The sequence below is a fragment of the Streptomyces sp. SID3212 genome (genome assembly GCF_009865405.1).
Classification (GTDB): Bacteria; Actinomycetota; Actinomycetes; order Streptomycetales; family Streptomycetaceae; genus Streptomyces.
Map to the genome: position 1 here is coordinate 1 of NZ_WWJY01000543.1, position 23,287 is coordinate 23,287.

The 23,287-nt window shown below is 71.8% G+C and carries 24 protein-coding genes and 1 pseudogene; 15 read left to right on the forward strand and 10 right to left on the reverse strand.

The features are described 5' to 3' along the window. The first annotated feature begins 89 nt into the window (after positions 1 to 89). The 7 genes from GT042_RS15970 to GT042_RS16000 all read left to right on the forward strand — a co-directional run bounded on the left by GT042_RS15970 (position 90) and on the right by GT042_RS16000 (position 4,839). Entirely contained in the window at positions 90 to 926 is an 837-nt protein-coding gene (locus tag GT042_RS15970) for an AraC family transcriptional regulator (RefSeq protein WP_161309378.1), read from the forward strand. A 261-nt stretch (positions 927 to 1,187) separates the two neighbouring features. Then, a complete protein-coding gene (locus GT042_RS15975) occupies positions 1,188 to 1,841 on the forward strand; it encodes an AzlC family ABC transporter permease (protein WP_202532871.1) in 654 nt (217 codons plus the stop codon). Beyond that, positions 1,838 to 2,146, forward strand: coding sequence for an AzlD domain-containing protein (locus GT042_RS15980; protein WP_161309380.1), 309 nt, complete (start codon positions 1,838 to 1,840; stop codon positions 2,144 to 2,146). Before GT042_RS15975 ends, GT042_RS15980 begins: the two co-directional genes overlap by 4 nt. A gap of 26 nt (positions 2,147 to 2,172) precedes the next feature. Further along, entirely contained in the window at positions 2,173 to 2,367 is a 195-nt protein-coding gene (locus tag GT042_RS15985; RefSeq protein ID WP_161309381.1) for a DUF3046 domain-containing protein, read from the forward strand. 294 nt (positions 2,368 to 2,661) lie between these two features. Beyond that, complete coding sequence (locus tag GT042_RS15990; protein WP_275942198.1) at positions 2,662 to 3,777, forward strand: AI-2E family transporter; 1,116 nt, start codon at positions 2,662 to 2,664, stop codon at positions 3,775 to 3,777. 91 nt (positions 3,778 to 3,868) lie between these two features. Continuing rightward, positions 3,869 to 4,204, forward strand: a complete 336-nt coding sequence (locus tag GT042_RS15995; protein WP_161309383.1) for a YnfA family protein — start codon at positions 3,869 to 3,871, stop codon at positions 4,202 to 4,204. Between the two features lie 302 nt (positions 4,205 to 4,506). Then, complete coding sequence (locus GT042_RS16000) at positions 4,507 to 4,839, forward strand: hypothetical protein (RefSeq protein WP_161309384.1); 333 nt, start codon at positions 4,507 to 4,509, stop codon at positions 4,837 to 4,839. Here GT042_RS16000 and GT042_RS16005 read toward each other — a convergent pair. After that, on the reverse strand, positions 4,816 to 4,989 hold the full coding sequence (locus tag GT042_RS16005) for a hypothetical protein (protein WP_161309385.1): 174 nt from the start codon (positions 4,987 to 4,989) through the stop codon (positions 4,816 to 4,818). The two genes, GT042_RS16000 and GT042_RS16005, sit on opposite strands and share 24 nt — an antisense overlap. Then, positions 4,989 to 5,126 (reverse strand): hypothetical protein, encoded by a 138-nt coding sequence (locus GT042_RS16010; protein WP_161309386.1) that lies wholly within the window; start codon positions 5,124 to 5,126, stop codon positions 4,989 to 4,991. The genes GT042_RS16005 and GT042_RS16010 overlap by 1 nt, the downstream gene beginning before the upstream one ends. Positions 5,127 to 5,464: 338 nt before the next feature. On the opposite strand from GT042_RS16010, the gene recA reads away from it, so the two are divergent. From recA to GT042_RS16030, 4 genes and pseudogenes are all read left to right on the forward strand, one after another. Continuing rightward, positions 5,465 to 6,616 (forward strand): recombinase RecA, encoded by a 1,152-nt coding sequence (recA, locus tag GT042_RS16015; protein WP_161309387.1) that lies wholly within the window; start codon positions 5,465 to 5,467, stop codon positions 6,614 to 6,616. Continuing rightward, a pseudogene (gene recX / locus GT042_RS16020) lies at positions 6,511 to 7,212 on the forward strand (recombination regulator RecX); the annotation flags it as partial. The gene recA and the pseudogene recX, both read left to right, overlap by 106 nt. Positions 7,213 to 7,334: 122 nt before the next feature. After that, a complete protein-coding gene (locus GT042_RS16025; RefSeq protein WP_161309388.1) occupies positions 7,335 to 7,985 on the forward strand; it encodes a helix-turn-helix domain-containing protein in 651 nt (216 codons plus the stop codon). After that, positions 7,982 to 10,546: an FtsX-like permease family protein gene (locus GT042_RS16030; protein ID WP_161309389.1), complete on the forward strand. Its 2,565-nt coding sequence runs from the start codon at positions 7,982 to 7,984 to the stop codon at positions 10,544 to 10,546. The genes GT042_RS16025 and GT042_RS16030 overlap by 4 nt, the downstream gene beginning before the upstream one ends. 116 nt (positions 10,547 to 10,662) lie before the next feature. On the opposite strand, the gene GT042_RS16035 is transcribed toward GT042_RS16030, so the two are convergent. The 7 genes from GT042_RS16035 to GT042_RS16065 form a co-directional block, all read right to left on the reverse strand. Next, positions 10,663 to 11,073, reverse strand: a complete 411-nt coding sequence (locus tag GT042_RS16035; RefSeq protein WP_161309420.1) for a rhodanese-like domain-containing protein — start codon at positions 11,071 to 11,073, stop codon at positions 10,663 to 10,665. A 26-nt stretch (positions 11,074 to 11,099) separates the two neighbouring features. Further along, the gene (locus tag GT042_RS16040) at positions 11,100 to 11,735 is read right to left on the reverse strand and encodes a cysteine dioxygenase (protein ID WP_161309390.1); all 636 of its coding nucleotides are present in this window, start codon (positions 11,733 to 11,735) and stop codon (positions 11,100 to 11,102) included. A gap of 196 nt (positions 11,736 to 11,931) precedes the next feature. Next, positions 11,932 to 13,635 carry an FAD-dependent monooxygenase gene (locus tag GT042_RS16045; RefSeq protein WP_161309391.1) on the reverse strand — a complete coding sequence of 568 codons (1,704 nt, stop codon included), beginning with the start codon at positions 13,633 to 13,635 and terminating at the stop codon, positions 11,932 to 11,934. Positions 13,636 to 13,865: 230 nt separating this feature from the next. Then, positions 13,866 to 14,777, reverse strand: coding sequence for an amino acid ABC transporter permease (locus GT042_RS16050; protein WP_161309392.1), 912 nt, complete (start codon positions 14,775 to 14,777; stop codon positions 13,866 to 13,868). Then, on the reverse strand, positions 14,774 to 15,448 hold the full coding sequence (locus tag GT042_RS16055; RefSeq protein ID WP_161309393.1) for an amino acid ABC transporter permease: 675 nt from the start codon (positions 15,446 to 15,448) through the stop codon (positions 14,774 to 14,776). The genes GT042_RS16050 and GT042_RS16055 overlap by 4 nt, the downstream gene beginning before the upstream one ends. A gap of 113 nt (positions 15,449 to 15,561) precedes the next feature. Then, on the reverse strand, positions 15,562 to 16,389 hold the full coding sequence (locus GT042_RS16060; protein WP_161309394.1) for a glutamate ABC transporter substrate-binding protein: 828 nt from the start codon (positions 16,387 to 16,389) through the stop codon (positions 15,562 to 15,564). A 124-nt stretch (positions 16,390 to 16,513) separates the two neighbouring features. Then, positions 16,514 to 17,299 (reverse strand): amino acid ABC transporter ATP-binding protein, encoded by a 786-nt coding sequence (locus GT042_RS16065; RefSeq protein WP_161309395.1) that lies wholly within the window; start codon positions 17,297 to 17,299, stop codon positions 16,514 to 16,516. Positions 17,300 to 17,594: 295 nt separating this feature from the next. On the opposite strand from GT042_RS16065, the gene GT042_RS16070 reads away from it, so the two are divergent. Together GT042_RS16070 and GT042_RS16075 are read left to right on the forward strand one after the other, a co-directional pair. Then, positions 17,595 to 18,311, forward strand: a complete 717-nt coding sequence (locus GT042_RS16070; protein ID WP_161309396.1) for a response regulator transcription factor — start codon at positions 17,595 to 17,597, stop codon at positions 18,309 to 18,311. Between the two features lie 6 nt (positions 18,312 to 18,317). Then, a complete protein-coding gene (locus GT042_RS16075) occupies positions 18,318 to 19,715 on the forward strand; it encodes an ATP-binding protein (RefSeq protein WP_161309397.1) in 1,398 nt (465 codons plus the stop codon). A gap of 72 nt (positions 19,716 to 19,787) precedes the next feature. Here the strand turns inward: GT042_RS16075 and GT042_RS16080 are convergent, their stop codons facing one another. Continuing rightward, complete coding sequence (locus GT042_RS16080; protein ID WP_161309398.1) at positions 19,788 to 20,789, reverse strand: TAXI family TRAP transporter solute-binding subunit; 1,002 nt, start codon at positions 20,787 to 20,789, stop codon at positions 19,788 to 19,790. A 99-nt stretch (positions 20,790 to 20,888) separates the two neighbouring features. Between GT042_RS16080 and miaB the strand changes: the two genes are divergently transcribed. Then, positions 20,889 to 22,406, forward strand: a complete 1,518-nt coding sequence (miaB, locus tag GT042_RS16085; RefSeq protein WP_161309399.1) for a tRNA (N6-isopentenyl adenosine(37)-C2)-methylthiotransferase MiaB — start codon at positions 20,889 to 20,891, stop codon at positions 22,404 to 22,406. A 32-nt stretch (positions 22,407 to 22,438) separates the two neighbouring features. Next, the gene (locus GT042_RS16090; RefSeq protein WP_161309400.1) at positions 22,439 to 23,275 is read left to right on the forward strand and encodes a class III extradiol dioxygenase subunit B-like domain-containing protein; all 837 of its coding nucleotides are present in this window, start codon (positions 22,439 to 22,441) and stop codon (positions 23,273 to 23,275) included. The last annotated feature ends 12 nt before the right edge of the window (positions 23,276 to 23,287 follow it).

The window sequence follows — 23,287 nt, forward strand, 5'->3', positions numbered from 1 at the left end:
CGGCCACGAGTCGCCCCGGCCCGCTGCCCGCCCGCCGCTCACCCGCCGCCGCGGCGTGACGGCGGAACGCGGGACGGCAGAATGGGGGAATGGCGGCACGGGAGCGGGCACGGCACTGGAACTACGCCGACCTGCCGGGGGTCGACCTGCTGCGCGCGCACTACATCCACAAGACGTTCCTGCGCCACACCCACGAGACGTTTGTCATCGCCGCGATCACCGAGGGCGTCGAGATCTTCCACCACGGCGGCGGTGACCAGTACGCCGGACCCGGGTCCCTCGCGCTGGTCAACCCCGACACCCCGCACACCGGCCACGCCAAGGACCCCGAGGGCTGGCAGTACGGCGCCGTCTACCCGTCGGCCGACGTGGTCGCCGCCATCGCGGCCGAGACGACGACGATCCGCGGGACCCCCGGTTTCACGGCCCCGGTCTTCGACGACCCGTACACCGTCCGGCTGGTGCACCAGGTGCTCCGCGCGGCCGACGAGGGCAACGCGCTGGCCGCCGACACCCTGCTGCGGGTCGCCGTGACCCGTCTGCTCCGGCTCAACGGCGGCACGCTCCAGCAGCGGCGGGTACGGGGCGCGGGGGCCGGGATCGCGGCACGCGCGCGTGCCGTGCTGGAGGAGCGGATGGCCGACCCGCCCTCCCTGGAGCGGCTCGCGGCGGACCTCGGGACGGGTCCCTTCGCGCTGCTGAGGGCGTTCAGGGACACGTACGGCATGCCTCCGCACACCTGGCTGACCGACGCGCGTGTACGGCGGGCCCGCCGTCTCCTGGACGCGGGCACCCCCCCGGCGGAGGCGGCCGTCGCCGTCGGCTTCTCGGACCAGCCGCACCTCAACCGGCACTTCACCCGGATCGTCGGCGTGCCGCCGGGCGCCTACCGAAGGGAGCGCAGGCCCGTACGACCAACGCAATAGTGATCTTGTACGGTCGGCGCAAGAACGTACAAGACGACCACGCCCCGCCCCCGTACGGTCCGGGACGTGGCAGATCAGACAGCATCCGCACCCCGGCCCGCGAGGCCGGAGGGTCCGCAGGGCCCATCGGGCAGACCGGGCACGTCAGGCGCGTCAGGCGGCCCTGGCACGTCAGGCACCGACAGGCCGGAGCACACCGCCGGGCGGCCCGTCCCCGAGCCCCCCGAGCCGAAATCCGACCGGGCCGTCGTCCGTGACGCGCTGGGCGTCGGGATCGCCGTCGGGCTCTCCGGCTTCGCCTTCGGCGTCACCTCCGCCGGCGCGGGCCTCACCGTCCTCCAGAGCTGCGCGCTCAGCCTGCTGGTCTTCACCGGGGCCTCGCAGTTCGCCCTGGTCGGAGCCCTGGCGGCGGGCGGCAACCCGCTGACCGCCGCGGCCGGCGCGTTTTTCCTCGGCGTACGCAACGCGTTCTACGGACTCAGGCTGTCGCAACTCCTGCGGCTGCCCGGCCCCGTACGGCCCTTCGCCGCCCAGTGGGTCATCGACGAGACCACGGCGGTCGCCCTCGCCCAGCCCACCCGGCGCAGCGCCAGGATCGGCTTCACCGTCACCGGACTCACCCTCTACCTTCTCTGGAACCTCACCACCCTCGCCGGGGCGCTCGGCGCCGAGGCCCTGGGGGACACCGACGCGTGGGGCCTCGACGCGGCAGGACCGGCCGTCTTCCTCGCGCTGCTGGCTCCCATGCTGCGAACGGCGACCGAGCGGACGGTCGCGGGACTCGCCGTCGTCCTCGGGCTGGGCTTCCTGCCGGTGCTGCCCGGCGGTGTCCCCGTCCTGGTCGCGGCGCTGGCCGCGCCCGCCGCGCTGTACGTCCAAGGCATGCACGGACGCAGGAAGGAAGCAGGGCGTTGAACATCTGGATCGCCGTCGGGGTGACCGCCGTGGGCTGTTATCTCGTGAAGCTGGTGGGTCTGCTGGTGCCCGAGGGGGCGCTCGAACGACCCCTCGTACAGAAGCTCTCCGCGCTGCTCCCCGTCGCCCTGCTGGCGGCGCTCACCGCGCAGCAGACGTTCGGTCTCGACGGCTCGCTCGTCGTGGACGCGCGGGGCGCGGGGCTCGCGGCGGCGGCGCTCGCGCTGGTCCTGCGCGCCCCCTTCCTGGTGGTCGTGGGGGCGGCGGTGCTGGTCACGGCGGGGGTACGGGCTCTGGGAGGCTGAGCTGTCAGGGGCGCGATACTGGTGCCATGCGGTTGACGATTTTCTGGGAGCGGATGGCGGACCACTTCGGCGTCGCGTACGCCGAGTCCTTCGCCCGCGATCATGTGATGGCCGAGCTGGGGGGCCGTACGGTGTACGGCGCGCTGGAGGCGGGCTGGGAGACGAAGGACGTGTGGCGGGCGGTCTGCGTCGCGATGGACATCCCGGCGGAGAAGCGGTGAGGCGCGGCGAGGGGCGTTCGTACGCACGTGTAGCTCGCACCGCGTCACGATTCGATCGCGTTGTGCCGACGCGCGGATGAACGGACCGGCCGTGGCGGTGCCTCGTCGTCCTCGGTGGGACGGGACGTCCCGGCGGTAGGCGACACTTGGGCGGTGGCACCGACAGACGAGACCCCGCAGGGCGTACATCCGCCGATTCCGTCCCCTTCGCCCTCCTCCTCCCGATCTCCCGTTCCGGCGCTCGCCGGTGCCGGTGGGGGCGTCCGGGACGGAAGTGACGACGGCCGGGCCCGTATGCCCCATTGGCTGCCGCGCGCCATGATCCTGGCGCTGGGACTCGTCGCCTGTTTCCAGCTGGGCAGCTGGGCGTTCCATCAGCTCATCGGACTGCTGATCAACGTACTGATCGCGTTCTTCCTGGCGCTGGCGGTCGAACCGGCCGTCAGCCGCATGGCGTCGAGCGGGATGCGGCGTGGACTCGCCACCTTCCTGGTCTTCTTCGGTGTGGTGGTCGCGAGCGTCGGCTTCGTCGTGATGCTCGGCTCGATACTGGCCGGCCAGATCATCCAGATCGTCGAGTCCTTCCCCGCGTACCTCGACTCCCTGATCAACTGGCTGAACGAGAACTTCCACACCGAGCTGTCCCGGGTCGCGGTCCAGGACAGCCTTCTGCACTCCGACTGGCTCCAGCGGTACGTCCAGAACAGCGCCACCGGGGTGCTCGACATCTCCACCACCGTGCTCGGCGGGCTGTTCCGGCTGCTGACGATCTTCCTGTTCTCGTTCTACTTCGCGGCCGACGGCCCGCGGCTGCGGCGCGGACTGTGCTCCGTCCTGCCGCCCGCCAAGCAGGCCGAGGTGCTGCGCGCGTGGGAGATCGCGGTCGAGAAGACCGGCGGCTACATCTACTCCCGCGGGCTGATGGCCCTCATCTCGGGGATCGCGCACTACATCCTGCTGGCGACCCTGGGGGTGCCGTACGCGCCGGTGCTCGCGGTGTGGGTGGGGCTGGTGTCGCAGTTCATCCCGACCATCGGTACGTATCTGGCGGGCGCCCTGCCGATGTTGATCGCCTTCACCGTCGCCCCCTGGTACGCGCTGTGGGTGCTCGGATTCGTGCTGCTGTACCAGCAGTTCGAGAACTACGTCCTCCAGCCGAAGCTCACCGCGAAGACCGTCGACATCCACCCGGCGGTGGCCTTCGGCTCGGTCATCGCGGGTACGGCCCTGCTCGGCGCGGTCGGTGCGCTGATCGCGATCCCCGCGATCGCCACGCTCCAGGCGTTCCTGGGGGCGTACGTGAAGCGGTACGCGGTCATGGACGACCCGAGGGTGCACGGGACGCGGCAGCGCGGCGGCGGGTCGGTCCTGGGGTGGGCGAGGCGCAGGAGGCTGGGGCGGCGGCAGTGAGCGCGGGTCCTGTCTGTCGGCCCGGGTGACACGGCCGGATCGCCGGCCGTGCATGCTGGGTCCTGACATCCCGAGAGAAAGACCCGCTTCCGTGTACGTAGCGCGTTCGCTCGCCCTGTTCGTGGTTGCCGCGCTGTTCGAGATCGGCGGAGCCTGGCTGGTCTGGCAGGGCGTGCGCGAGCACAAGGGCTGGATCTGGATCGGCGCCGGGGTCATCGCGCTCGGCCTGTACGGCTTCGCGGCGACCCTCCAGCCGGACGGGCAGTTCGGCCGGATCCTGGCGGCGTACGGCGGCATCTTCGTGGCAGGATCGATCCTGTGGGGCGTGGTGGCCGACGGCTACCGCCCGGACCGCTACGACATCACCGGCGCGTCGATCTGCCTGGCCGGCATGGCCGTTCTCCTGTTCGCACCGCGCGGCCACTGACCCACCGCGCCACCCGCATCCAGCGACACCCCTCCCCCTCCGCCGTGCGCCTTCCGCGCGCCCGACCGGTGGCGCGCGCCTCCGGACTGTCACCAGGAGTGTCCCACGCATGTGCTCCTCCTCGTTCTCCACGCCCTCTTCCCAGTACGCCGACTCGCCCCGACCCCCACGCACACGCGTGCTGCCGACTCTGACCGTGCTCGCCCTGGGCGCGTGGCTGTTGGGGACGGGCGAGCTGGGATCGCGCGGAGCGTCGGGCGCGCTCGCCACGGCGACGGCGCCTTCGCCTCACCCTGCTCGTCGTGGCGGCCATGCTCCCGGTGGGCCTGTGTCCTCAATCGCCGGACGGGCTTGATTGGGTTGCGCCCCTCCTAGCCCGTCCGGCGATTGAGGACACCGCCGCGCAGGCGGATGTCGACCGGCGGGCCGGTCCCGGGGCGCGGCTCGCCGGGGCGGTCAACATCTCCGTGTTCAACGCCGGCATCGCCGTCGGGTCCGCCGTGGGCGGTGTGGTCCTGGGGCGGGGCGGGTTCGCCGGCGTTCATCTCGTCGCCGCGGCCCTGGTCGTGGCGGGACTCGTGGCTGTCCTCCGCGCCCAGACACGCGATCCGTCAGGTGAGGGCGAAGCCGGCTGAGGCCACGCCCACGCCCACGGTGAGGAAGAGCAGCCAGATACCGATCCGGCGGGCGGCGGAGTTCCGTCCGTAGGTGCGGGCAGCCAGTCGGCCCGTCGCGCCGATGCCCACGCCGATGACGATCAGGATCACTCCCAGGACCGTGGCCATCAGCGCCGCCCCCTGACGTACGTCTTCCAGATCCCCCAGGCGAACATGCCGAGGACGAAGGCAAAGATGAGCAGGACGACCACCACCCCCGCCGTTCCCTCCGGGATCCACGCACCACGACCGTCCGCCAGTTCCACCGGGCTCTCCCCCTCCGCCGCGCCGCATCCGCCAGATCTGGGAGGAGCGGATCGCCGGCTCCTCCCTGCGGGAGCGCCTACCCGGTTCTCCCGTGCCGACGCGGCGGTGGGCCGCGCAGGACAGGGAGTTACGGGGGCGGGGGTGGGAGGCGTGTCGTGCTTGACACTTAAATCGAACATCCGTTCTGATGGGACGCGGACCGGTTTTCCCGGGGTCGGCCGGTGGCGTTTCCGGCGGACTTGTCCACAGGCTGGGACGGCGCCGGAGCCCGTTGTCAGTGGCAGGGGATAGCGTCTTTGACGTGAAGCGATCGACACAAGCAAATCGGGTGGAACCCATGGCAGGAACCGACCGCGAGAAGGCGCTCGACGCCGCTCTCGCACAAATTGAACGGCAATTCGGGAAGGGCGCGGTGATGCGCCTGGGCGAGCGGCCGAACGAACCCATCGAGGTCATCCCCACCGGATCGACCGCGCTCGACGTCGCGCTCGGCGTCGGCGGTCTGCCGCGTGGCCGTGTGGTGGAGGTGTACGGACCGGAGTCCTCCGGAAAGACGACCCTCACGCTGCACGCGGTGGCGAACGCGCAGAAGCTCGGCGGCACGGTGGCCTTCATCGATGCCGAACACGCCCTCGACCCCGAGTACGCGAAGAAGCTCGGCGTCGACATCGACAACCTGATCCTGTCCCAGCCGGACAACGGCGAGCAGGCGCTCGAGATCGTGGACATGCTGGTCCGCTCCGGCGCGCTCGACCTCATCGTCATCGACTCCGTCGCGGCCCTGGTGCCGCGCGCGGAGATCGAGGGAGAGATGGGCGACTCGCACGTCGGCCTCCAGGCGCGGCTGATGAGCCAGGCGCTCCGGAAGATCACCAGCGCGCTCAACCAGTCCAAGACCACCGCGATCTTCATCAACCAGCTCCGCGAGAAGATCGGCGTCATGTTCGGCTCGCCGGAGACCACGACCGGTGGCCGCGCGCTCAAGTTCTACGCGTCGGTGCGCCTCGACATCCGTCGTATCGAGACGCTCAAGGACGGCACGGACGCCGTCGGCAACCGCACCCGCGTCAAGGTGGTCAAGAACAAGGTCGCGCCCCCCTTCAAGCAGGCCGAGTTCGACATCCTCTACGGCCACGGCATCAGCCGCGAGGGCGGCCTGATCGACATGGGCGTGGACGAGGGCTTCGTACGGAAGGCCGGCGCCTGGTACACGTACGAGGGCGACCAGCTCGGCCAGGGCAAGGAGAACGCGCGAAACTTCCTCAAGGACAATCCCGACCTCGCCGACGAGATCGAGAAGAAGATCCTGGAGAAGCTCGGCATCGGTGTCAGGCCGGAGGCGGCGGCCGCCGTCACCGCCGAGCCGGCCGCAGGGGCGATCTCCGCCACGGCGTCAGGCGCGGCCACCGCGGCCGAGGACCCGGCGAAGTCGGTGCCGGCTCCTGCCACCAAGGCCAAGTCGGCCAAGGCAGTAGCGGCCAAGAGCTAGTTCGTCCGATGCCTTATGCGAAGAGGCGGCGAACGGACCGGCCGGGCGGCGGCCCCGACCCGGACTCGTCGAGAGCCGGGCAGGAGCCGCCGCCCCAGGATCCGGCCGAGCGGGCGCGGGCGATCTGTCTGCGCCTGCTCACCGGCACCCCGCGCACCCGGAAACAGCTCGCGGACGCGCTGGAGAAGCGGGAGATCCCCGACGACGTGGCGGAAGAAGTCCTCTCCCGCTTCGAGGACGTGGGGCTCATCGACGACGCCGCGTTCGCGGGCGCGTGGGTGGAGTCCCGGCACCACGGCCGGGGCCTGGCCCGGCGCGCCCTGGCCCGTGAGCTGCGGACCAAGGGCGTGGACGCGACCCTGATCGACGAAGCGGTCGGACAGCTCGACTCCGAGCGGGAGGAGGCGACCGCCCGCGAACTGGTCGCCCGCAAGCTCCGGTCCACCCGCGGCCTGGAGCGCGACAAACGGCTCCGACGGCTCGCGGGCATGCTGGCCCGCAAGGGGTACGGAGAGGGCATGGCGCTGCGCGTCGTCAAACAGGCGTTGGAGGAGGAGGGCGAGGACACGGAAGGGCTGGACGAGGAGTTGTACTGAGAAGCTCCACCGACGGGGGGCTCGGGCAGGGGTGGGGAGCGGTGCGGTAGGGGTGGCCCTACCCCCAAGACGCGGGGCCGCTCCAGTGCACAGAGGTATGTGCACAGAGGACTGTGGACGGCATGGCACAGGAACCCGGCCGCCCCGCGATGACCGACCTCGCCGCGCTCAAAGCGCTCGCGCAGCCCCGGCGGCAGCAGATACTCGAACGGCTGACCCTGCACGGGCCCGCGACCTCGGCGATCCTCGCCCGCGCGCTCGGGCTCAACACCGGAGCCACCAGCTACCACCTCCGGGAGCTGGCCCGCTACGGCTTCGTCGAGGAGACCGGCGGCGCGACGCCCCGCAGGGAGCGCTGGTGGCGGGCGGTGCCCGGCGACCGGCGTTTTCCGCCGCGCAGCCGCCAGAGCCCCGAGATGCGCCTGCTCATGGACGAGTTGAACCACCAGGCGTACGCCGCGGACCTCGACCTCTTCGAATGGCTGCAACGCGAGAGCGACGCCCTCGGCGACTGGGCGGACGCGTTCCCGTACTCACGCGGCACGATGCGGCTCACCCGTGACGAACTGGCCGAGTTCTTCGAGGAGTACATCGCACTCCTCGACCGCTACAAACGGCCCGACGAACTGACCCCGCCCGGTGCGCGTCCCGTGCTCACCCGGCTGCTCGCCTTCCCGGCCCCCGATGCCCCGGCCCCCGATGCCCCGGCCCCCGACGCCCCCGCTCCCTCCCACGGCGTCTCCGGTACCACCGACGAGACGGACGCGTCATGATGCTGCGGTACGCCTTCCAGACGATCAAGGACCGTAAGGCCGGGTTCCTCGGGGCCTTCGCCGCCCTGATGTGCGCCGCCGCGCTCATCACCGCCTGCGGCACCCTCCTGGAGACCGGCTTACGCGGCCGGATCGCCCTCGAGCGCTACGCGGCGGCGCCGCTGATCGTCTCCGCCGACCAGAACGTCCATCAGACAACGGTCAAGCACAAGGGCGACGGCGAGACCAAGACCAAGCACAAGGCGAAACCCGTCGCCGAACGCGCCTGGCTGTCCGACACGGTCGTCGGCCGGGTCGCGGCGGTCGACGGCGTCCGCTCCGCCGTACCGGAACTGACCTTCCCCGCCCAGCCGTTGAGCGGCGGTACGGACGCGACACACGGGACCTCGTACGGCCACGCCTGGGAGTCCGCCGCCCTCACCCCCTTCACCCTGGCCGACGGCCGCGCCCCGAAGGCCGCCGACGAGGTGGTCGTCGACCGCCCGCTCGCCCGCCGCGCCGGACTGCGGCCGGGGGACCGGCTGGCCGTCCAGTCCACCCACGCCCCGCGCACGTACACCGTCTCCGGCATCGCCGCCGCCGAAGGCGGCGACCTGCGGCAGCAGACCTCGCTCTTCTTCTCCACGGCCGAGGCCCGGCGGCTGGCGGGCCGGCCCGGACAGGTCACCGCGATCGCGGTGGTGCCCGAACGCGGCACCGACACGGGGGCGTTGAAGACCGCGCTCTCCCGCGCCCTGGACGGCACCACCGCCCAGGTCACCTCCGGCGACGACCGCGGGCCCGTCGAATTCCTCGCCGCCTCCGGCGCCCGGGTGAAACTCATCTCCATGGGCGGCGCGATGGGCGGTACGTCCCTGCTCGTCGCGATCCTCGTCGTCGTCTCCACCTTCGCCCTCTCCATCCAGCAACGACACCGCGAACTCGCCCTGCTGCGCGCCGTCGCCGCCACCCCCCGCCAGATCCGCGCCCTGCTGGGCCGTGAGGCGCTGCTCGTCGGCGCGGCGGCCGGAGTGACCGGTGCGCTGGCCGGACTGCCCCTCGGGGCCTGGCTCCACGGCCGCTTCGTCGCCCTGGGCGCCGTCCCGGCCACCCTGGAGCGTGTCACCAGCGTCTTCCCGGCCTTCGCCGCCCTCGCCGTCACCGTCCTCGGAGCCTGGGCCGCGGCCCGGATCTCCGGCCGCCGCATCACCCGCATCCGCCCGGCGGAGGCGATGGCCGAAGCCGCCGTCGAGCGCACCCGTCCCGCCTGGGGCCGGCTGATCGCCGGACTCCTCCTGCTGGCCGGCGGGGTGGTCCTCGTCGTCGTGCTCAGCACGCTGCGCACCGAGCCCGCGTCGACCCCCGTGACGTTCCTGGCCGTGGTGGTCCTGGCCACGGCCGTCTCCCTGCTCGGCCCGGTGCTCCTGAGGGCGGTCATGGTGCCGCTCGCCGTCCCCCTGCGGCTCGCCGGGCCCGGCGGCCGGCTCGCCGCCGCGAACATCCGCGCGCATGCCACCCGTATGGCCGCCGCCGTCACCCCGCTGGCCCTGCTGATCGGGATGACCTGCACCGTCCTTTTCGTGCAGCCGACGCTGGAGGACGCCGCCCGGGCACAGGCCCGCGAAGGGACCCTGGCCGCCTGGGTGCTCACCTCCGGCGGCCCGGGGGTCCCGTCGGAAGCGGCCGACCAGGTCCGTGAGGTCCCAGGTGTCACGGCGGTCACCGAGGTGGTACGGACCACGGTCCGCGTCGGTCTCGACAAGTACGTGACCCAGGGCGTCACCCCCGCCGGCCTGGACCGCACCTGGGACCCGGACCTGCTCCACGGCTCACTCAAGGGGTTCGGCCCGGACACGGTGGCCGTCAGCGAACTGGCCGCCGATCAGCTGGACCTGCGGGTGGGATCCCGCCTGCGGCTGACCCTCGGCGACGGTACGCCGGCCGCGCTCACCGTCTCCGCCGTCTACGGACGCGGTCTCGGCTTCGGCGACCTGACCGTCGCGCACGACCTGTTGGCCGGTCATATGGACAACCCGCTCGCCACGACGGTCCTCGTCGCGGGCCTGCCGAAGGGTGCTGCCGCGAAAGGTGACGGCCGGGCGGCGCTGAGCGCGGCCGTCGCGGGGTTCCCCGGCGTGACCGTCCTCGACCCGGCCGGTGCCGACCGTCTCCAGGCCGAACGGGGGCAGGCCAACGCCGAGGTGAACTTCCTCGCCATGGGGCTGGTGCTGGCCTTCACCGCGATCGCCGTCGTCAACACGCTCGCCATGTCGGTCTCGGAGCGGATCAGGGAGTTCGCGATGCTCCGCCTGGCCGGCGGCACGCGCCGCCAGGTCCTGCGGATGCTGCGCGCCGAGGCGCTCACGCTCCTGCTGACCGCCACCGTGCTCGGCACGGGCATCTCCCTCGCGGTCCTGACCGCGTTCAGTGTCGGGATGACGGGTGGGGCGGGTCCCTCGGTACGACCGCTGCTGTACGCGGCCGTCGTCGGCGCCGCCGCCCTGCTCGCGCTGGTGGCGACCGCGCTGCCCGGCAGGTCCGTACTGCGGGTCCGGCCGGTGGAGGTGGTCGCCGCCCGGTAGCGGAGGAGGCCCCGTAACGGAGAAAGGCGGTGGAGAACGGTGCAGGAGGGGGCCGGCCGGCGAGTCGGCCGGCCCGCAGGCGATCCGGTACGGGAGACCTGGTCGGGCCCGTCACCTCACGGGGTGACCGGCAGCCCCTCCGCCTTCCACGCCTGGAAGCCCCCGACGAGGTCGGTCGCGCGGTGGAGTCCCAGTTGCCGCAGCGACACCGCGGCGAGGCTGGACGCGTACCCCTCGTTGCAGATCACCACCACCCGCAGGTCGTGGCTCGTGGCCTCCGCCGCCCGGTGGCTGCCCTGCGGGTCGAGACGCCACTCCAGCTCGTTGCGCTCCACCACGAGCGCGCCGGGGATCAGCCCGTCCCGCTCGCGCAGGGCCTGGTAGCGGATGTCCACCAGCAGGGCGCCGCCCTCGGCGGCCTCGAAGGCCTCCCGGGCCTCCACCCGGTCGAGGCCCTCGCGGACCCGCTCCAGCAGTTCGTCGATCCCGACCCGCTCACCGGCGGCGGTCGGGGACCCGGTGGCTATCGCCGCGTGGGCGTCGTCGCGGCCGCTCACTGCCAGTCCTCCGGAACCTCGACCTGCTCCAGCCGGAGGACGGCGCCGTTGCGGCTGTAGCGCCTGATCATCGGCAGCGGCGGGTAGTACGCGTGTACGGAGACGGCGTGCTCGGTCCCGGACTCGTTCCTGACCTCGTGCACGTGGTGCTTGCCGAACGCCCGGCCCACCCCGGCCGTCAGCTGCCGCTCGCGGTCCACCCCGTCGGCCAGCTCCAGCGTCTTCCAGCCCTCGGTGGGCAGCCGGGCCGCCAGCGAGTCCTCCTTGAGCGTCCCCGCCGCCGTGGCGAGCGCGCCGTGCGAGCCGCCGTGGTCGTGCCAGCCGGTGCCCGTGCCGGGTGGCCAGCCGATCAGCCACGCCTCGCTGCCCGCGGGTCCCTCCAGCCGGATCCAGGTACGGCCGTCGGGGTCGAGGGGGAGCGTCGCGACCAGCTCGGTGTCGGCGGCGGCACGGCGGACGAAGTCGAGCAGCTCGGCGGCCGTGGGACCGGAGCGCGAGGCCCCGGACGCCGTGGGGGACGCGACGCCGGAGGGTGCGGGAGCGGGGATCTCCGCGGTGGCGACGGCGGCCGACGCGGTGGAGGAGCCGTCGGCGGCCTGGGCGGGCGCGGAGGAACGTACGGGTGAAGACATCGGGTGACCGTCCTGAAGAAGTTCGCGGAAAGCACTGCCGCCCTGAGGCACGGCGGCGCGCGGAATCAATGGCGAATCAGCAGGAAGGGCGACAGACGCAGCCCGCGTAGCGGACCAGGTCCATATGGACCCTCCGCCACAGGCGCACATCGGTGTCAGTCACGTTTCGGAGTACACCATGTGAGCCCGCGGACGGTCAATTGATGTTCAAGGTGTGGTCAGGGGCCGCCGGTGACGATGACGTGGAGGGCTTGGCGGCCTGCGAAGACTTGGCGGCCTTGGCGGCCTTGGACGGCCGGGAGGGCTGGGCCGGTGACGGTACGGAGGGGGTCTCGGCCACCGCCGGGTCGCCCCCGCGTGCCGCATCGGCCGCCTCGTACAGCGCGGCCGGGCGCACCCCGCCGAAGGCCGCCACCAGATGGCCGTCCGGCCGTACCAGCAGCACGCTGTGCGCCGACGCGCCCGGATAGCCCTCGGTGACCAGCAGCTCCGCCTGTACCGGCAGAGCCGTCACCGCCGCCGCCAACCGGGGCATGACCCCGGCGGTCAGCCAGTGCCGCCGGTCCCACACCCCGGTGCCGGGCGCGACGAGCACGACCAGCAGCTGCCCCCGCCCGAGCCGGTCCCGCAGCCCCGTGGTCGTCCCGTCCGGTGCCGTCACCCGTACGTTGTCGACGGGCGCGCCGGGGGCCGTGCCGACCGCCGTCTGCGCCTCGGCGTACGGAGGCGCGAGGGGGGAGTGCGGATAGGCCGGCGGTGCTCCCAACGGCCCGAAGCCCAGATGTCCGTCCGAGAGCAGCGAATCGTGCCCGCGTACGCCCCCCGGGAGGTACGTCCGCAGCCCGCCGCCGCCGCGCAGTATCGGCAACGACTGGTCGGCGGCGCGCAGCCGCGCGGCCACGGCCGTACGCCGCTCCGCCTGGTAGCTGTCGAGCAGGATGTCGGACGCCCCGTGGTGCCAGGCGTGGGCCAGCTTCCAGGCGAGGTTGTCGGCGTCCCGCAGCCCTTCGTCCAGCCCCTGCGTGCCCACGGCGCCGAGCAGGTGCGCCGCGTCCCCGGCGAGGAACGCGCGGCCCACCCGCCAGCGCTTGGCCAGCCGGTGGTGCAGCGTGTAGACGCCGGTGTCGAGCAGTTCGTACGGCGGGGTCTCGCCGCACCAGCCGGCCAGGGTGTCCCGTAAACGGGCGATCAGCGCGTCGGGCGTGACCAACTCGTCCCGCGACGGCAGCAGCCAGTCGAGCCGCCACACCCCGTCCGGCAGCGGCCGGGCGGAGACCTCCGCGCCGCCGGAGCGCCACGGGGGCTGCCGGTGCAGTACGGCCTCCCCGGGCCAGGGCAGGTCGGCGCGCAGCGCGGCGACGGCGTGGCGTTCGACCCCCGTACGGCCGGGGAAGCGGACCCCGAGCAGTTTGCGGACGGTGGACCGGGCGCCGTCGCAGCCCACCAGGTGACTGCCGCGCCACCAGGTCGCCCCGGGGCCGCGCGTGTGCACGCTGACCCCGCGCGCGTCCTGTTCCAGCGAGTCGAGGCGGTTGCCGGTCACGACCCGTACCAGCGGCTGGTCGGCGATGGCCTCCCGCAGGCCGCGGGCCAGCGCGTGCTGGGGGATGTGGAGCGGGGCCGGGCCGCCGTCCTCACCGAGCGGCTGCTGTCGCATCAGTTGCTTGCGCCTCAGTGACCGCCAGCCCACCCAGTGGACTCCCTCGTCACGCAGGGTGGTGCAGCCGAGGCGTTCGGCGAAGGAGGCGGTGTCGGAGCGCAGGACGACGGTACGGGCCGGGCGGGGGTCGTCCGTACCGGAGCCTTCGTCCAGGACGACGCTGGGGACGCCCTGAGCGGCGAGGGCGAGGGAGAGGGCGAGCCCCACGGGGCCCGCGCCCGCCACGATCACCGGGTCCACGGCGCGACTCCTCCGGCCCGTACGGTCGTGCGGTCAGTGGCGGTTGGAGCCCGGTACGCGATCACAGAACGTATGCAACCTACTGGGGATGCCCCCGTCAAGCGACGGCCGGGGCGGCGCGCGCCCGGTGAGGGCGCCGCCGCCCCGGCCGGGACGCTGCTGGATGTCGGGACGCCGCCGTGCTCGGACGCCGCCGTGCTCGGACGCCGCCGTGCTCGGAGGCCGCGGCCTCAGATGCCGGTGGTCGAGTGCGACTGCGACTGGCCCGGACCGTTGGCCAGGTCCGCGTCGCCCGCCCCGAGGACCGCGCCCGTGCTCTTCCGCGCCCGGCGGAGCCGCTTCTCCAGCCAGCCCGCGAACGTCGTGAGCAGGAAGTTGAGGACGATGTAGAGCAGAGCGATGACGGTGAACGCGGCGATGGTGTTGGCGCCGTAGTTCGCGGTGATGGTGCGGTTCTGCGAGAGCAGTTCCTGGAGGCCGAGCAGCGCGCCGCCGAGCGCGGTGTCCTTGACGATCACGACCAGCTGGCTCACCAGGGCGGGCAGCATCGCCGTGACCGCCTGCGGCAGCAGGACGTACGTCATGGTCTGCCCCTTGCGCATCCCTATCGCCTTCGAGGCGTCGGTCTGGCCGTACGGGAGCGAGAGGATGCCGGCCCGGACGATCTCCGCGATGACGGACGCGTTGTACAGCACCAGGCCCGTCACCACCGCGTACAGCGGCCTGCTGTCCGACGGGATGTCGGTGAACTGCACGTACAGCTGACTCGCGAAGACCATCATGATCAGCACGGGGATGGAGCGGAAGAACTCGACGACCACCCCGACCGGCACCCGGACCCAGCGGTGGTCGGAGAGCCGGCCGATCCCGAGCAGCGCGCCGAGCGGCAGGGCTATCACGACGGACAGCGCCGCCGCCTGGAGGGTCACCCCGAGGCCGGGCAGCAGATAGGTCGTCCAGACCCGGGAATCCGTGACGAACGGACTCCATTTCTCGGACGCCAGCTGGTTCTTGTCGGCCATGGTGGAAAGGACCCACCAGACCGCCAGTCCGAGGACGGCGAGGAACACGATCGTGTAGATGATGTTGCGCCGCTTGGCGCCCGGTCCCGGAACGTCGTAGAGGACGTTGGTGGCACTCATCGTTTCACCGCCACTCGCTTGCTGACCCAGCCGAGGACGAGGCCCATCGGAAGGGTGAGAACAACGAATCCGAAGGCGAACACCGCGAATACGGCGAAGAGCGCGTCGGCCTCGTTCTCGATCATCGTCTTCATCAGCGCGGCGGCTTCCGCGACGCTGATCGCGGCGGCCACCGTGGTGTTCTTGGTCAGCGCGATCAGTACGTTCGCGAGCGGCGCGACGACGGAACGGAACGCCTGGGGGAGCACGATCAGCGTCAGGACCTGGAAGAAACTCAGGCCCAGCGCGCGGGCCGCCTCCGCCTGTCCGACCGGCACGGTGTTGATGCCGGAGCGCAGGGCCTCACAGACGAAGGTGCCGGTGTAGGCGACCAGGCCGAGGACGGCGAGGCGGAAACCGATGGACTTGAAGTCCTGGCCGCCGAGCGTGATCGCGAGCGTCTGGTAGAGGCCCAGCGAACAGCCGACGATGATCACCGTCAACGGGGTGTTGCGCACGAGGTTGACGTAGGCGGTGCCGAAGGCACGCATCAGTGGCACGGGACTGACGCGCATCCCGGCCAGCAGCGTTCCCCATATCAGGGAACCGACCGCGGAAAGAAGGGCGAGCTGTACGGTCACCCAGAAGGCGCCGAGCAGGTCGTACCGCCCGGAATCAAGAAAGTCGAACACGATGCCCCGCGCTCTCCCCAGGTTGGCTTTCCGGTACGCGCCGCCGGTCGTCCCGGCGGCGCGTCACCGCTGTCTCTGCTGGTCGGTGATCAGTGATCAGTGATCGGGCCGTGTCAGCCGATCGCGGGGGCGGGCTCGTTCTTGTAGCCGGCCGGACCGAAGTTGGCCGTCACGGCCTTCTGCCAGGAGCCGTCCGACTCCATCTTCTTGAGGGCGTCGTTGATCTTGCCGAGCAGTTCGGTGTCGCCCTTCTTGAGGCCGATGCCGTAGTTCTCGTCGCTGAGCTTGAGGCCCACGAGCTTGAACTTGCCCTCGTGCTCCTTCTGTGCGGCGTAACCGGCGAGAATGGAGTCGTCGGTCGTCAGGGCGTCGACGGTCTTGTTCTCCAGGCCCGTGAGGCACTCGGAGTAGCCGCCCTGCTCCAGGAGGCCGGCCTTGGGGGCGAGCTTCTCCTTGACGTTCTGCGCCGAGGTGGAACCCGTCACCGAACAGAGCTTCTTGGAGTTCAGGTCCTCGGGCTTGGTGATGGAGGTGTCGTCCGCGCGGACCAGGAGGTCCTGGTGCGCGAGGAAGTACGGGCCCGCGAAGTCGACCTTCTGCTTGCGCTCGTCGTTGATCGAGTAGCTCGCGGCGACGAACTTGACGTCACCGTTGGCGATCAGGTTCTCGCGCTCGGCGCTGGGCGCCTGCTTCCACTCGATGTCCTTGGCGTCGTAGCCGAGTTCCTTGGCGACGTACGTGGCGACGTCGACGTCGAAGCCGGTGAAGGTGCCGTCCGGCGTCTTCAGGCCGAGGCCCGGCTGGTCGAACTTGATACCGATGGCGATCTTGCCGCCGCCTTCGTTGTTGCTGTCGTCACCGCTGTCGCCGCCGCACGCGGTGGCGGTCAGGGCGAGGACGAGAGCGGCGGCGGCGGACGCGCCTGCCTTGTGAAGCTTCATGCGTGGACTTCCCTCAAGTGAGACGGTGACGGACGGTTCTGACGAAACGAAAGGGTGATCGTGCGTTCGCCGACCACCGGCGCGCGCGGGGCGACCGGTGCGCGGGGCGATCGGTGACGACCGGTCAGTGGTGCAGGATCTTCGACAGGAAGTCCTTGGCACGGTCACTGCGGGGATTGCTGAAGAACGCTTCCGGCGACGCCTCTTCGACGATCCGGCCGTCCGCCATGAAGACGACCCGGTTCGCCGCCGAGCGCGCGAAGCCCATCTCGTGGGTGACGACGACCATCGTCATCCCGTCGCGGGCCAGCTGCTGCATGACCTCCAGGACCTCGTTGATCATCTCGGGGTCGAGCGCGGACGTCGGTTCGTCGAACAGCATGACCTTGGGGCCCATCGCCAACGCCCGGGCGATGGCCACACGTTGCTGCTGTCCGCCGGAGAGCTGCGCCGGGTACTTGTCGGCCTGCGTCCCCACACCCACCCGGTCCAGGAGCGCGCGGGCCTTCTCGTCCGCGGCCTTCTTGTCCGTCTTGCGGACCTTGACCTGGCCCAGGGTGACGTTCTCCAGCACGGTCTTGTGCGCGAAGAGGTTGAACGACTGGAAGACCATGCCGACGTCGGCGCGCAGCCGGGCGAGTTCCCTGCCCTCCTGCGGCAGCGGCTTGCCGTCGATCGAGATCGCGCCCGAATCGATCGTCTCCAGGCGGTTGATGGTGCGGCACAGTGTGGACTTGCCGGACCCGGAAGGCCCGATGACGACCACGACCTCGCCCCGGGCGATGGTCAGGTCGATGTCCTGGAGCACATGCAGCGCGCCGAAGTGCTTGTTGACGTTGCTCAGTACGACCAGGTCGTCCGACGCCGCAACAGCGTCCTCGGGGCCCTTGGTCACTGACACTCCGCTCATCGGCTTTTTGCTCCGTCCCACTCGGTTGGGGAGGACCCTAATCACGCACCGCTGTCAACGTCAGCAGATCTGAGCTGAACTTGAGCATCACGATCCGGCCTCAACCGGTCACTCCGGGCGAAGAGGGGCGGTGGGCGGGGAACGGGAGGAGAACGGGTGGGTAACGGAAACCCGGCTGTCATGGCCCGGTCCTGACCCAGACGACACCATGAGCGTGGACGACGCCTCCGTACCGTGACCGGGTACGGGTCCGCGTCCGGGTCCGGGACGGTGATCAGGAGGGTGGAGGGGGGCCATGAGGCTGCTGCTCGTCGAGGACGACGACCATGTCGCCGCCGCGCTGTCGGCGGTGCTCGCCAAACACGGGTTCGTGGTGGTGCACGCCCGCAGCGGGGAGGAGGCGCTCCAGTCCCTCCTGCCCGCGGCCAACGCCGGCAAGGAGCCGTTCGCGGTGGTGCTGCTCGACCTCGGGCTGCCCGACCAGGACGGTTTCCAGGTCTGCGGCAAGATACGCAGGATCACCACCACGCCGGTGATCATGGTGACCGCGCGGGCCGACGTGCGCTCCCGGATCCACGGCCTCAACCTCGGTGCCGACGACTACGTCGTCAAGCCGTACGACACCGGTGAACTGCTCGCCCGTATCCACGCGGTGAGCCGCCGCAAGGCGGGCGCCGAGGAGTCGGCGGCGGAGGACGAGACGACCGCCCGGCGGCTCGGGCGCCTCACCCTGGAACTGCTGACCCGCCGGGTCAGCGTCGACGGCGGGGTCGTCCAGCTGACCCGCAAGGAGTTCGACCTGCTGGCCCTGCTCGCGCAGCGGCCCGGTGTGGTCTTCGGCCGGGAGCAGATCATCAGCGAGGTCTGGCGCACCAGTTGGGAGGGCACCGGCCGGACGCTGGAGGTCCATGTGGCGTCCCTGCGCGCCAAGCTCGGCATGCCCGCGGTGATCGAGACGGTCCGGGGCGTCGGCTACCGCCTGGTCGTCCCGGACGCCCACGAGGGTGCGTAACGCCCCGTGCGCAGCCGACTCCTGCCGCTGCTCATCGTGCTCATGGCCGGTGTGCTCCTCGCCCTCGGCTTCCCGCTGGCCGTGCTCCTCGCCGCCTCGCAGCAGCAGCGGGTGGTGGTCGACCGCATCGACGACGCGGCGCGTGTCGCCGCGCTCGCGCAGTTCGTCGCGGAGAGCCGCGACGGCGCCGACGAGCGGCTCGACATGCTCAAGGAGGAGCTGACGCGCTACAACGACGTGTACGGGATCGAGGTGGGGGTCTTCCTGCGCGACGGCTACGGGGTCATGGCCCGCGCGCCGAGGACGTTCTCGATCCCGACCTCGGGTGAGGGCCGCCAGGCCTTCGACGAGGCACTGCTGGGGCGCCGCAGCGACGACCCCGAACAGGTCTGGCCGTGGCAGGAGGACGGCCGGCTGATCGTCGACTCGCCCGTCGTACGGGACGGGGACGTCGTCGCGGTCGTGGTGACCGATTCGCCCACCGGCCGGATGCGGTCGCACATCCTCCAGCGCTGGCTGGTCATCGCCGCGGGCGAGATGGCCGCGATGCTCGTCGCGGTCGGGGCGGCGATCCGGCTCACGGGCTGGGTGCTGCTGCCCGTACGGGTGCTGGACGCGGCGACCCACGACATCGCCACGGGCCGGATGAACTCACGGGTCGCCGCCGCCGGCGGGCCTCCGGAGCTGCGGCGCCTCGCCATCTCCTTCAACGAGATGGCCGACAACGTCGAGGACGTGCTGGAGCAGCAGCGCGCCTTCGTGGCCGACGCCTCGCACCAGCTGCGCAACCCGCTCGCCGCCCTGCTGCTCAGGATCGAGCTGCTGGCCCTCGAACTGCCCGAGGGGAACGAGGAGATCGCCTCCGTACGCACCGAGGGCAAGCGCCTGGCCCAGGTACTCGACGACCTGCTGGACCTGGCGCTGGCCGAGCACGCCTCCGCCGAGCTGCGGCTGACGGACATCGGCGAGTTGGCGGCCGAGCGGGTGGCGGCGTGGCGGCCGGTCGCGGAGGAGAAGGGGGTCACGCTGACCCGGGCGGGGGGCGCCGTCACGGCCTGGGCGGATCCCATCGCCCTCTCCAGCGCGCTGGACGCGGTGATCGACAACGCCGTGAAGTTCACCCCGGCGGGCGGTGAGGTGACGGTGACGGCGGGGCGCGAGGGGGCGATGTCCACGCTGGTCATCAACGACGGCGGGCCGGGGCTCACGGACGACGAGATCACGCGCATCGGCGACCGGTTCTGGCGCAGCAACCGCCATCAGAACGTCAAGGGCTCGGGGCTGGGGCTGTCGATCTCGCGGGCCCTGCTGACGGTGGGCGGCGGTTCGATCGCGTACGCGCACGGCGAGCCGCGCGGGCTGAAGGTGACGCTCCGCGTGCCGAGGTCGTCCGACCGGGACTGACGGGGAGCGGGGTGTTCGGGCGTACGGGACGAACGCCGGCGCACGCCTCAGGGTTCGACCGACCGGTCATGCTCAGGGTTTGACCGACTGGTAGTAGCGTATGGCGCCCTCGTGCAGCTCCAGCGGATCCGTGTAGATCGCCGTCCGCAGGTCCACCAGCTGCGCCGAGTGCACCTCCTTGCCGATCCCGTCCCGGCTGTCGATCACCGTGCGGGTGAAGCCCTCGGTCAGCGCGGAGTCCATCCGGTCCGTGGTGACCAGCAGGTTCGCCACCGCTATCGTCGGTACGTCCTGGGCGCTCCGGGCCTCCGGATACGCGTCGGCGGGCATCGCCGCCGAGCGGTAGTAGCGGGTGCCGGACGGCCCCGCCGCGTGCAACTGCTCGACCAGCGAGGGGTCGAGCGGTACGAGCCGGACGGCGAAGCGCTCCGACAGCCTCTCCACCGCCGAGGTGGGCAGGCCGCCCGACCAGAAGAAGGCGTCCAGCTCGCCCCGCCGGAGCTTGCCCGGCATCGTGTCGATCCCGGCGAAGACCTCCCGGACGCCGGTCGCGGGGTCCAGGTCCGCCGCCTTCAGTACCCGGTCCGCCACGAGACGGACGCCCGACTCCGGCTGTCCCACCCCCACCCGCGCCCCGCGCAGGTCCGCGACCGACCGGATCTTCGAGTCCTTGGCGACCACCAGCTGCACGTAGTCGTCGTACAGCCGGGCGCAGCCGCGCAGCCGCTCCCACCCCGGCCTCTTCTCCGTGATGTAGTTCGAGACGGCGTCGGCCGTGGCTATCGTGAAGTCGGCCTCGCCCGTCGCCACGCGGTACAGGTTCTGCGGGGAGCCCTGGCTGGTCTTGAGCGTGACGGACACGTCCGGCAGGTCGTCGGCGAGGTCTTCCTTGAGCAGCTCCCCGTACTGGTAGTAGACCCCGCTCTCGACCCCGGTGCTGAAGACCACCGAGCCGCTGGGCGTCCTGTCCCCGATCGGCAGCAGCCACCACGCCAGCAGGCCGAGCGCCGCCAGCGCCGCGGCGGCGCCCTGGAAGGCCCGGTTGCGCCCGAGGCCCGGCGAGGGGGTGACCATGCCGCGATCCTGCCAGTTCGCTCCCGCCACTGACCAGGCTTCGTCCACTCCGGGGAGCGGGGTTCGAGGCGGGTCCCCGCCACCGCCTACCCTGGTCCGATGAGCAGCGGCGACCGGAGACAGTCAGTGGGCGTTAACCGAAGTTACGAGATCCGCACCTACGGGTGTCAGATGAACGTCCACGACTCCGAACGATTGTCGGGGCTCCTGGAGGACGCCGGGTACGTCCGGGCCCCCCGGGACGCCGACGGTGACGCCGACGTCGTCGTCTTCAACACCTGCGCGGTGCGCGAGAACGCCGACAACAAGCTCTACGGGAACCTCGGCCGGCTCGCCCCGATGAAGACCAGGCGGCCCGGCATGCAGATCGCCGTCGGCGGCTGTCTGGCGCAGAAGGACCGCGACACCATCGTCGAGCGCGCCCCCTGGGTCGACGTCGTGTTCGGTACGCACAACATCGGCAAGCTGCCGGTCCTCCTGGAGCGCGCGCGCGTCCAGGAGGAGGCCCAGGTCGAGATCGCCGAGTCGCTGGAGGCGTTCCCCTCCACCCTGCCGACCCGCCGCGAGTCCGCGTACGCCGCGTGGGTCTCCATCTCGGTCGGCTGCAACAACACCTGCACCTTCTGCATCGTGCCCGCGCTGCGCGGCAAGGAGAAGGACCGCCGTCCCGGCGACATCCTGGCCGAGATCGAGGCACTGGTCGGCGAGGGCGTCTCCGAGATCACGCTGCTGGGCCAGAACGTCAACGCGTACGGCTCCGACATGGGCGACCGCGAGGCGTTCTCCAAGCTGCTGCGGGCCTGCGGCGCTATCGAGGGCCTGGAGCGGGTCCGCTTCACCTCGCCGCACCCGCGTGACTTCACGGACGACGTGATCGCGGCGATGGCCGAGACGCCGAACGTGATGCCGCAGCTCCACATGCCGATGCAGTCCGGCTCCGACCGGGTGCTCAAGGCGATGCGGCGCTCGTACCGGCAGGACCGCTACCTGGGCATCATCGACAAGGTGCGCGCCGCCATACCGCACGCGGCCATCTCCACGGACATCATCGTGGGCTTCCCCGGCGAGACCGAGGAGGACTTTGAACAGACCATGGACGCGGTCCGCGCGGCCCGCTTCACCCAGGCCTTCACCTTCCAGTACTCCAAGCGCCCCGGCACCCCCGCCGCCGACATGGACGGCCAGGTGCCCAAGGCGGTCGTGCAGGACCGGTACATGCGGCTGTCCGCCCTCCAGGAGGAGATCTCCTGGGAGGAGAACAAGAAGCAGGTCGGCCGCACGCTGGAGGTCATGGTCGCCGAGGGCGAGGGACGCAAGGACGGTGCCACGCACCGCCTGTCCGGCCGCGCGCCCGACAACCGGCTCGTCCACTTCACCAAGCCCGCCCAAGAGGTGCGCCCCGGTGACGTGGTGACCGTCGCGATCACCTACGCGGCGCCGCACCACCTGCTGGCCGAGGGGCCGACGGAGACGGTACGGCGGACCCGCGCCGGGGACGCCTGGGAGCGGCGGAACGCCGCCGAGGCGCCGAAGCCCGCCGGGGTCCTGCTCGGACTGCCCACGATCGGGGTCCCGGCGCCGCTGCCCGCGATGTCGGGCGGCTGCTCCGTCGAGTGAGGTGTCGTCCGCACCCGCGTTAGGGTGCGGACATGCTGGTCGCCGCCGCCGTCTGCCCCTGTCCGCCGCTGCTCGTGCCCGCCGTCGCGGCGGGGGCCCGACCGGAACTGCGCGGCACGCGCGCCGCGTGTGCCGACGCCCTCGGCGTGCTGGCCGCCGCGCGGCCCGACCGGCTGATCGTCGTCGGACCCGCCGGGGAGTCCGCACGCGGGGCGTATCCGGGGGGTGCCACCGGGTCCTTCGCGGGCTTCGGGGTGGACGTACGGGTCAGGCTCGGCGAGAGCGCCGTACACGAGAGCGCCGTACACGAGAGCGCCGTACACGAGAGCGGCGCACACGAGAGCGGCGCACACGAGGGTGACGTACAGGAGACGGACGACAGCGGGGCGCCGGACGCGCCGGTGGCCCCCGGAACGGCACCGCCCCGCGCGCTGCCCGCCTCCCTCGCCGTCGCCGCCTGGCTGCTGGAACAGGCGCTCTGGACGGCCGCACCCGTGACCGGACTCGGCGTGGGGGAGCCCCTCACCACCGAGCGGTGCGTCCAGGCAGGGAAAGAGATCGCCGGCGAGCCGGGCAGGACGGCCCTGCTGGTGATGGGCGACGCCAGCGCGTGCCGGACGCTCAAGGCGCCCGGATATCTCGACGAGCGCGCGGCCCCGTTCGACGAGGAAGTGGCACGAGCGCTGGGGTCGGCCGACGTCGCCGCCCTCAAGGCCCTGGACGCGGAGCTGGCGTACGACCTCCGGGCCGCCGGACGGGCCCCCTGGCAGATCCTCGCGGGCGCCGCCGAAGGGGCGGGCCTCGACGGCGCGCTGCTCCATGACAGCGCGCCGTACGGCGTGGGCTACCTGGTGGCGGTCTGGTCCTGACCGCCCGACAGG

Coding starts and splice junctions, on each gene's coding strand:
- GT042_RS15970 (WP_161309378.1), top strand. CDS start 90: ATGGCGGCACGGGAGCGGGCACGGCACTGGAACTACGCCGACCTGCCG.
- GT042_RS15985 (WP_161309381.1), top strand. CDS start 2,173: ATGCGGTTGACGATTTTCTGGGAGCGGATGGCGGACCACTTCGGCGTC.
- GT042_RS15990 (WP_275942198.1), top strand. CDS start 2,662: ATGCCCCATTGGCTGCCGCGCGCCATGATCCTGGCGCTGGGACTCGTC.
- GT042_RS16005 (WP_161309385.1), bottom strand. CDS start 4,989: ATGGCCACGGTCCTGGGAGTGATCCTGATCGTCATCGGCGTGGGCATC.
- recA (WP_161309387.1), top strand. CDS start 5,465: ATGGCAGGAACCGACCGCGAGAAGGCGCTCGACGCCGCTCTCGCACAA.
- GT042_RS16025 (WP_161309388.1), top strand. CDS start 7,335: ATGGCACAGGAACCCGGCCGCCCCGCGATGACCGACCTCGCCGCGCTC.
- GT042_RS16030 (WP_161309389.1), top strand. CDS start 7,982: ATGATGCTGCGGTACGCCTTCCAGACGATCAAGGACCGTAAGGCCGGG.
- GT042_RS16040 (WP_161309390.1), bottom strand. CDS start 11,735: ATGTCTTCACCCGTACGTTCCTCCGCGCCCGCCCAGGCCGCCGACGGC.
- GT042_RS16050 (WP_161309392.1), bottom strand. CDS start 14,777: ATGAGTGCCACCAACGTCCTCTACGACGTTCCGGGACCGGGCGCCAAG.
- GT042_RS16060 (WP_161309394.1), bottom strand. CDS start 16,389: ATGAAGCTTCACAAGGCAGGCGCGTCCGCCGCCGCCGCTCTCGTCCTC.
- GT042_RS16065 (WP_161309395.1), bottom strand. CDS start 17,299: ATGAGCGGAGTGTCAGTGACCAAGGGCCCCGAGGACGCTGTTGCGGCG.
- GT042_RS16070 (WP_161309396.1), top strand. CDS start 17,595: ATGAGGCTGCTGCTCGTCGAGGACGACGACCATGTCGCCGCCGCGCTG.
- GT042_RS16080 (WP_161309398.1), bottom strand. CDS start 20,789: ATGGTCACCCCCTCGCCGGGCCTCGGGCGCAACCGGGCCTTCCAGGGC.
- miaB (WP_161309399.1), top strand. CDS start 20,889: ATGAGCAGCGGCGACCGGAGACAGTCAGTGGGCGTTAACCGAAGTTAC.
- GT042_RS16090 (WP_161309400.1), top strand. CDS start 22,439: ATGCTGGTCGCCGCCGCCGTCTGCCCCTGTCCGCCGCTGCTCGTGCCC.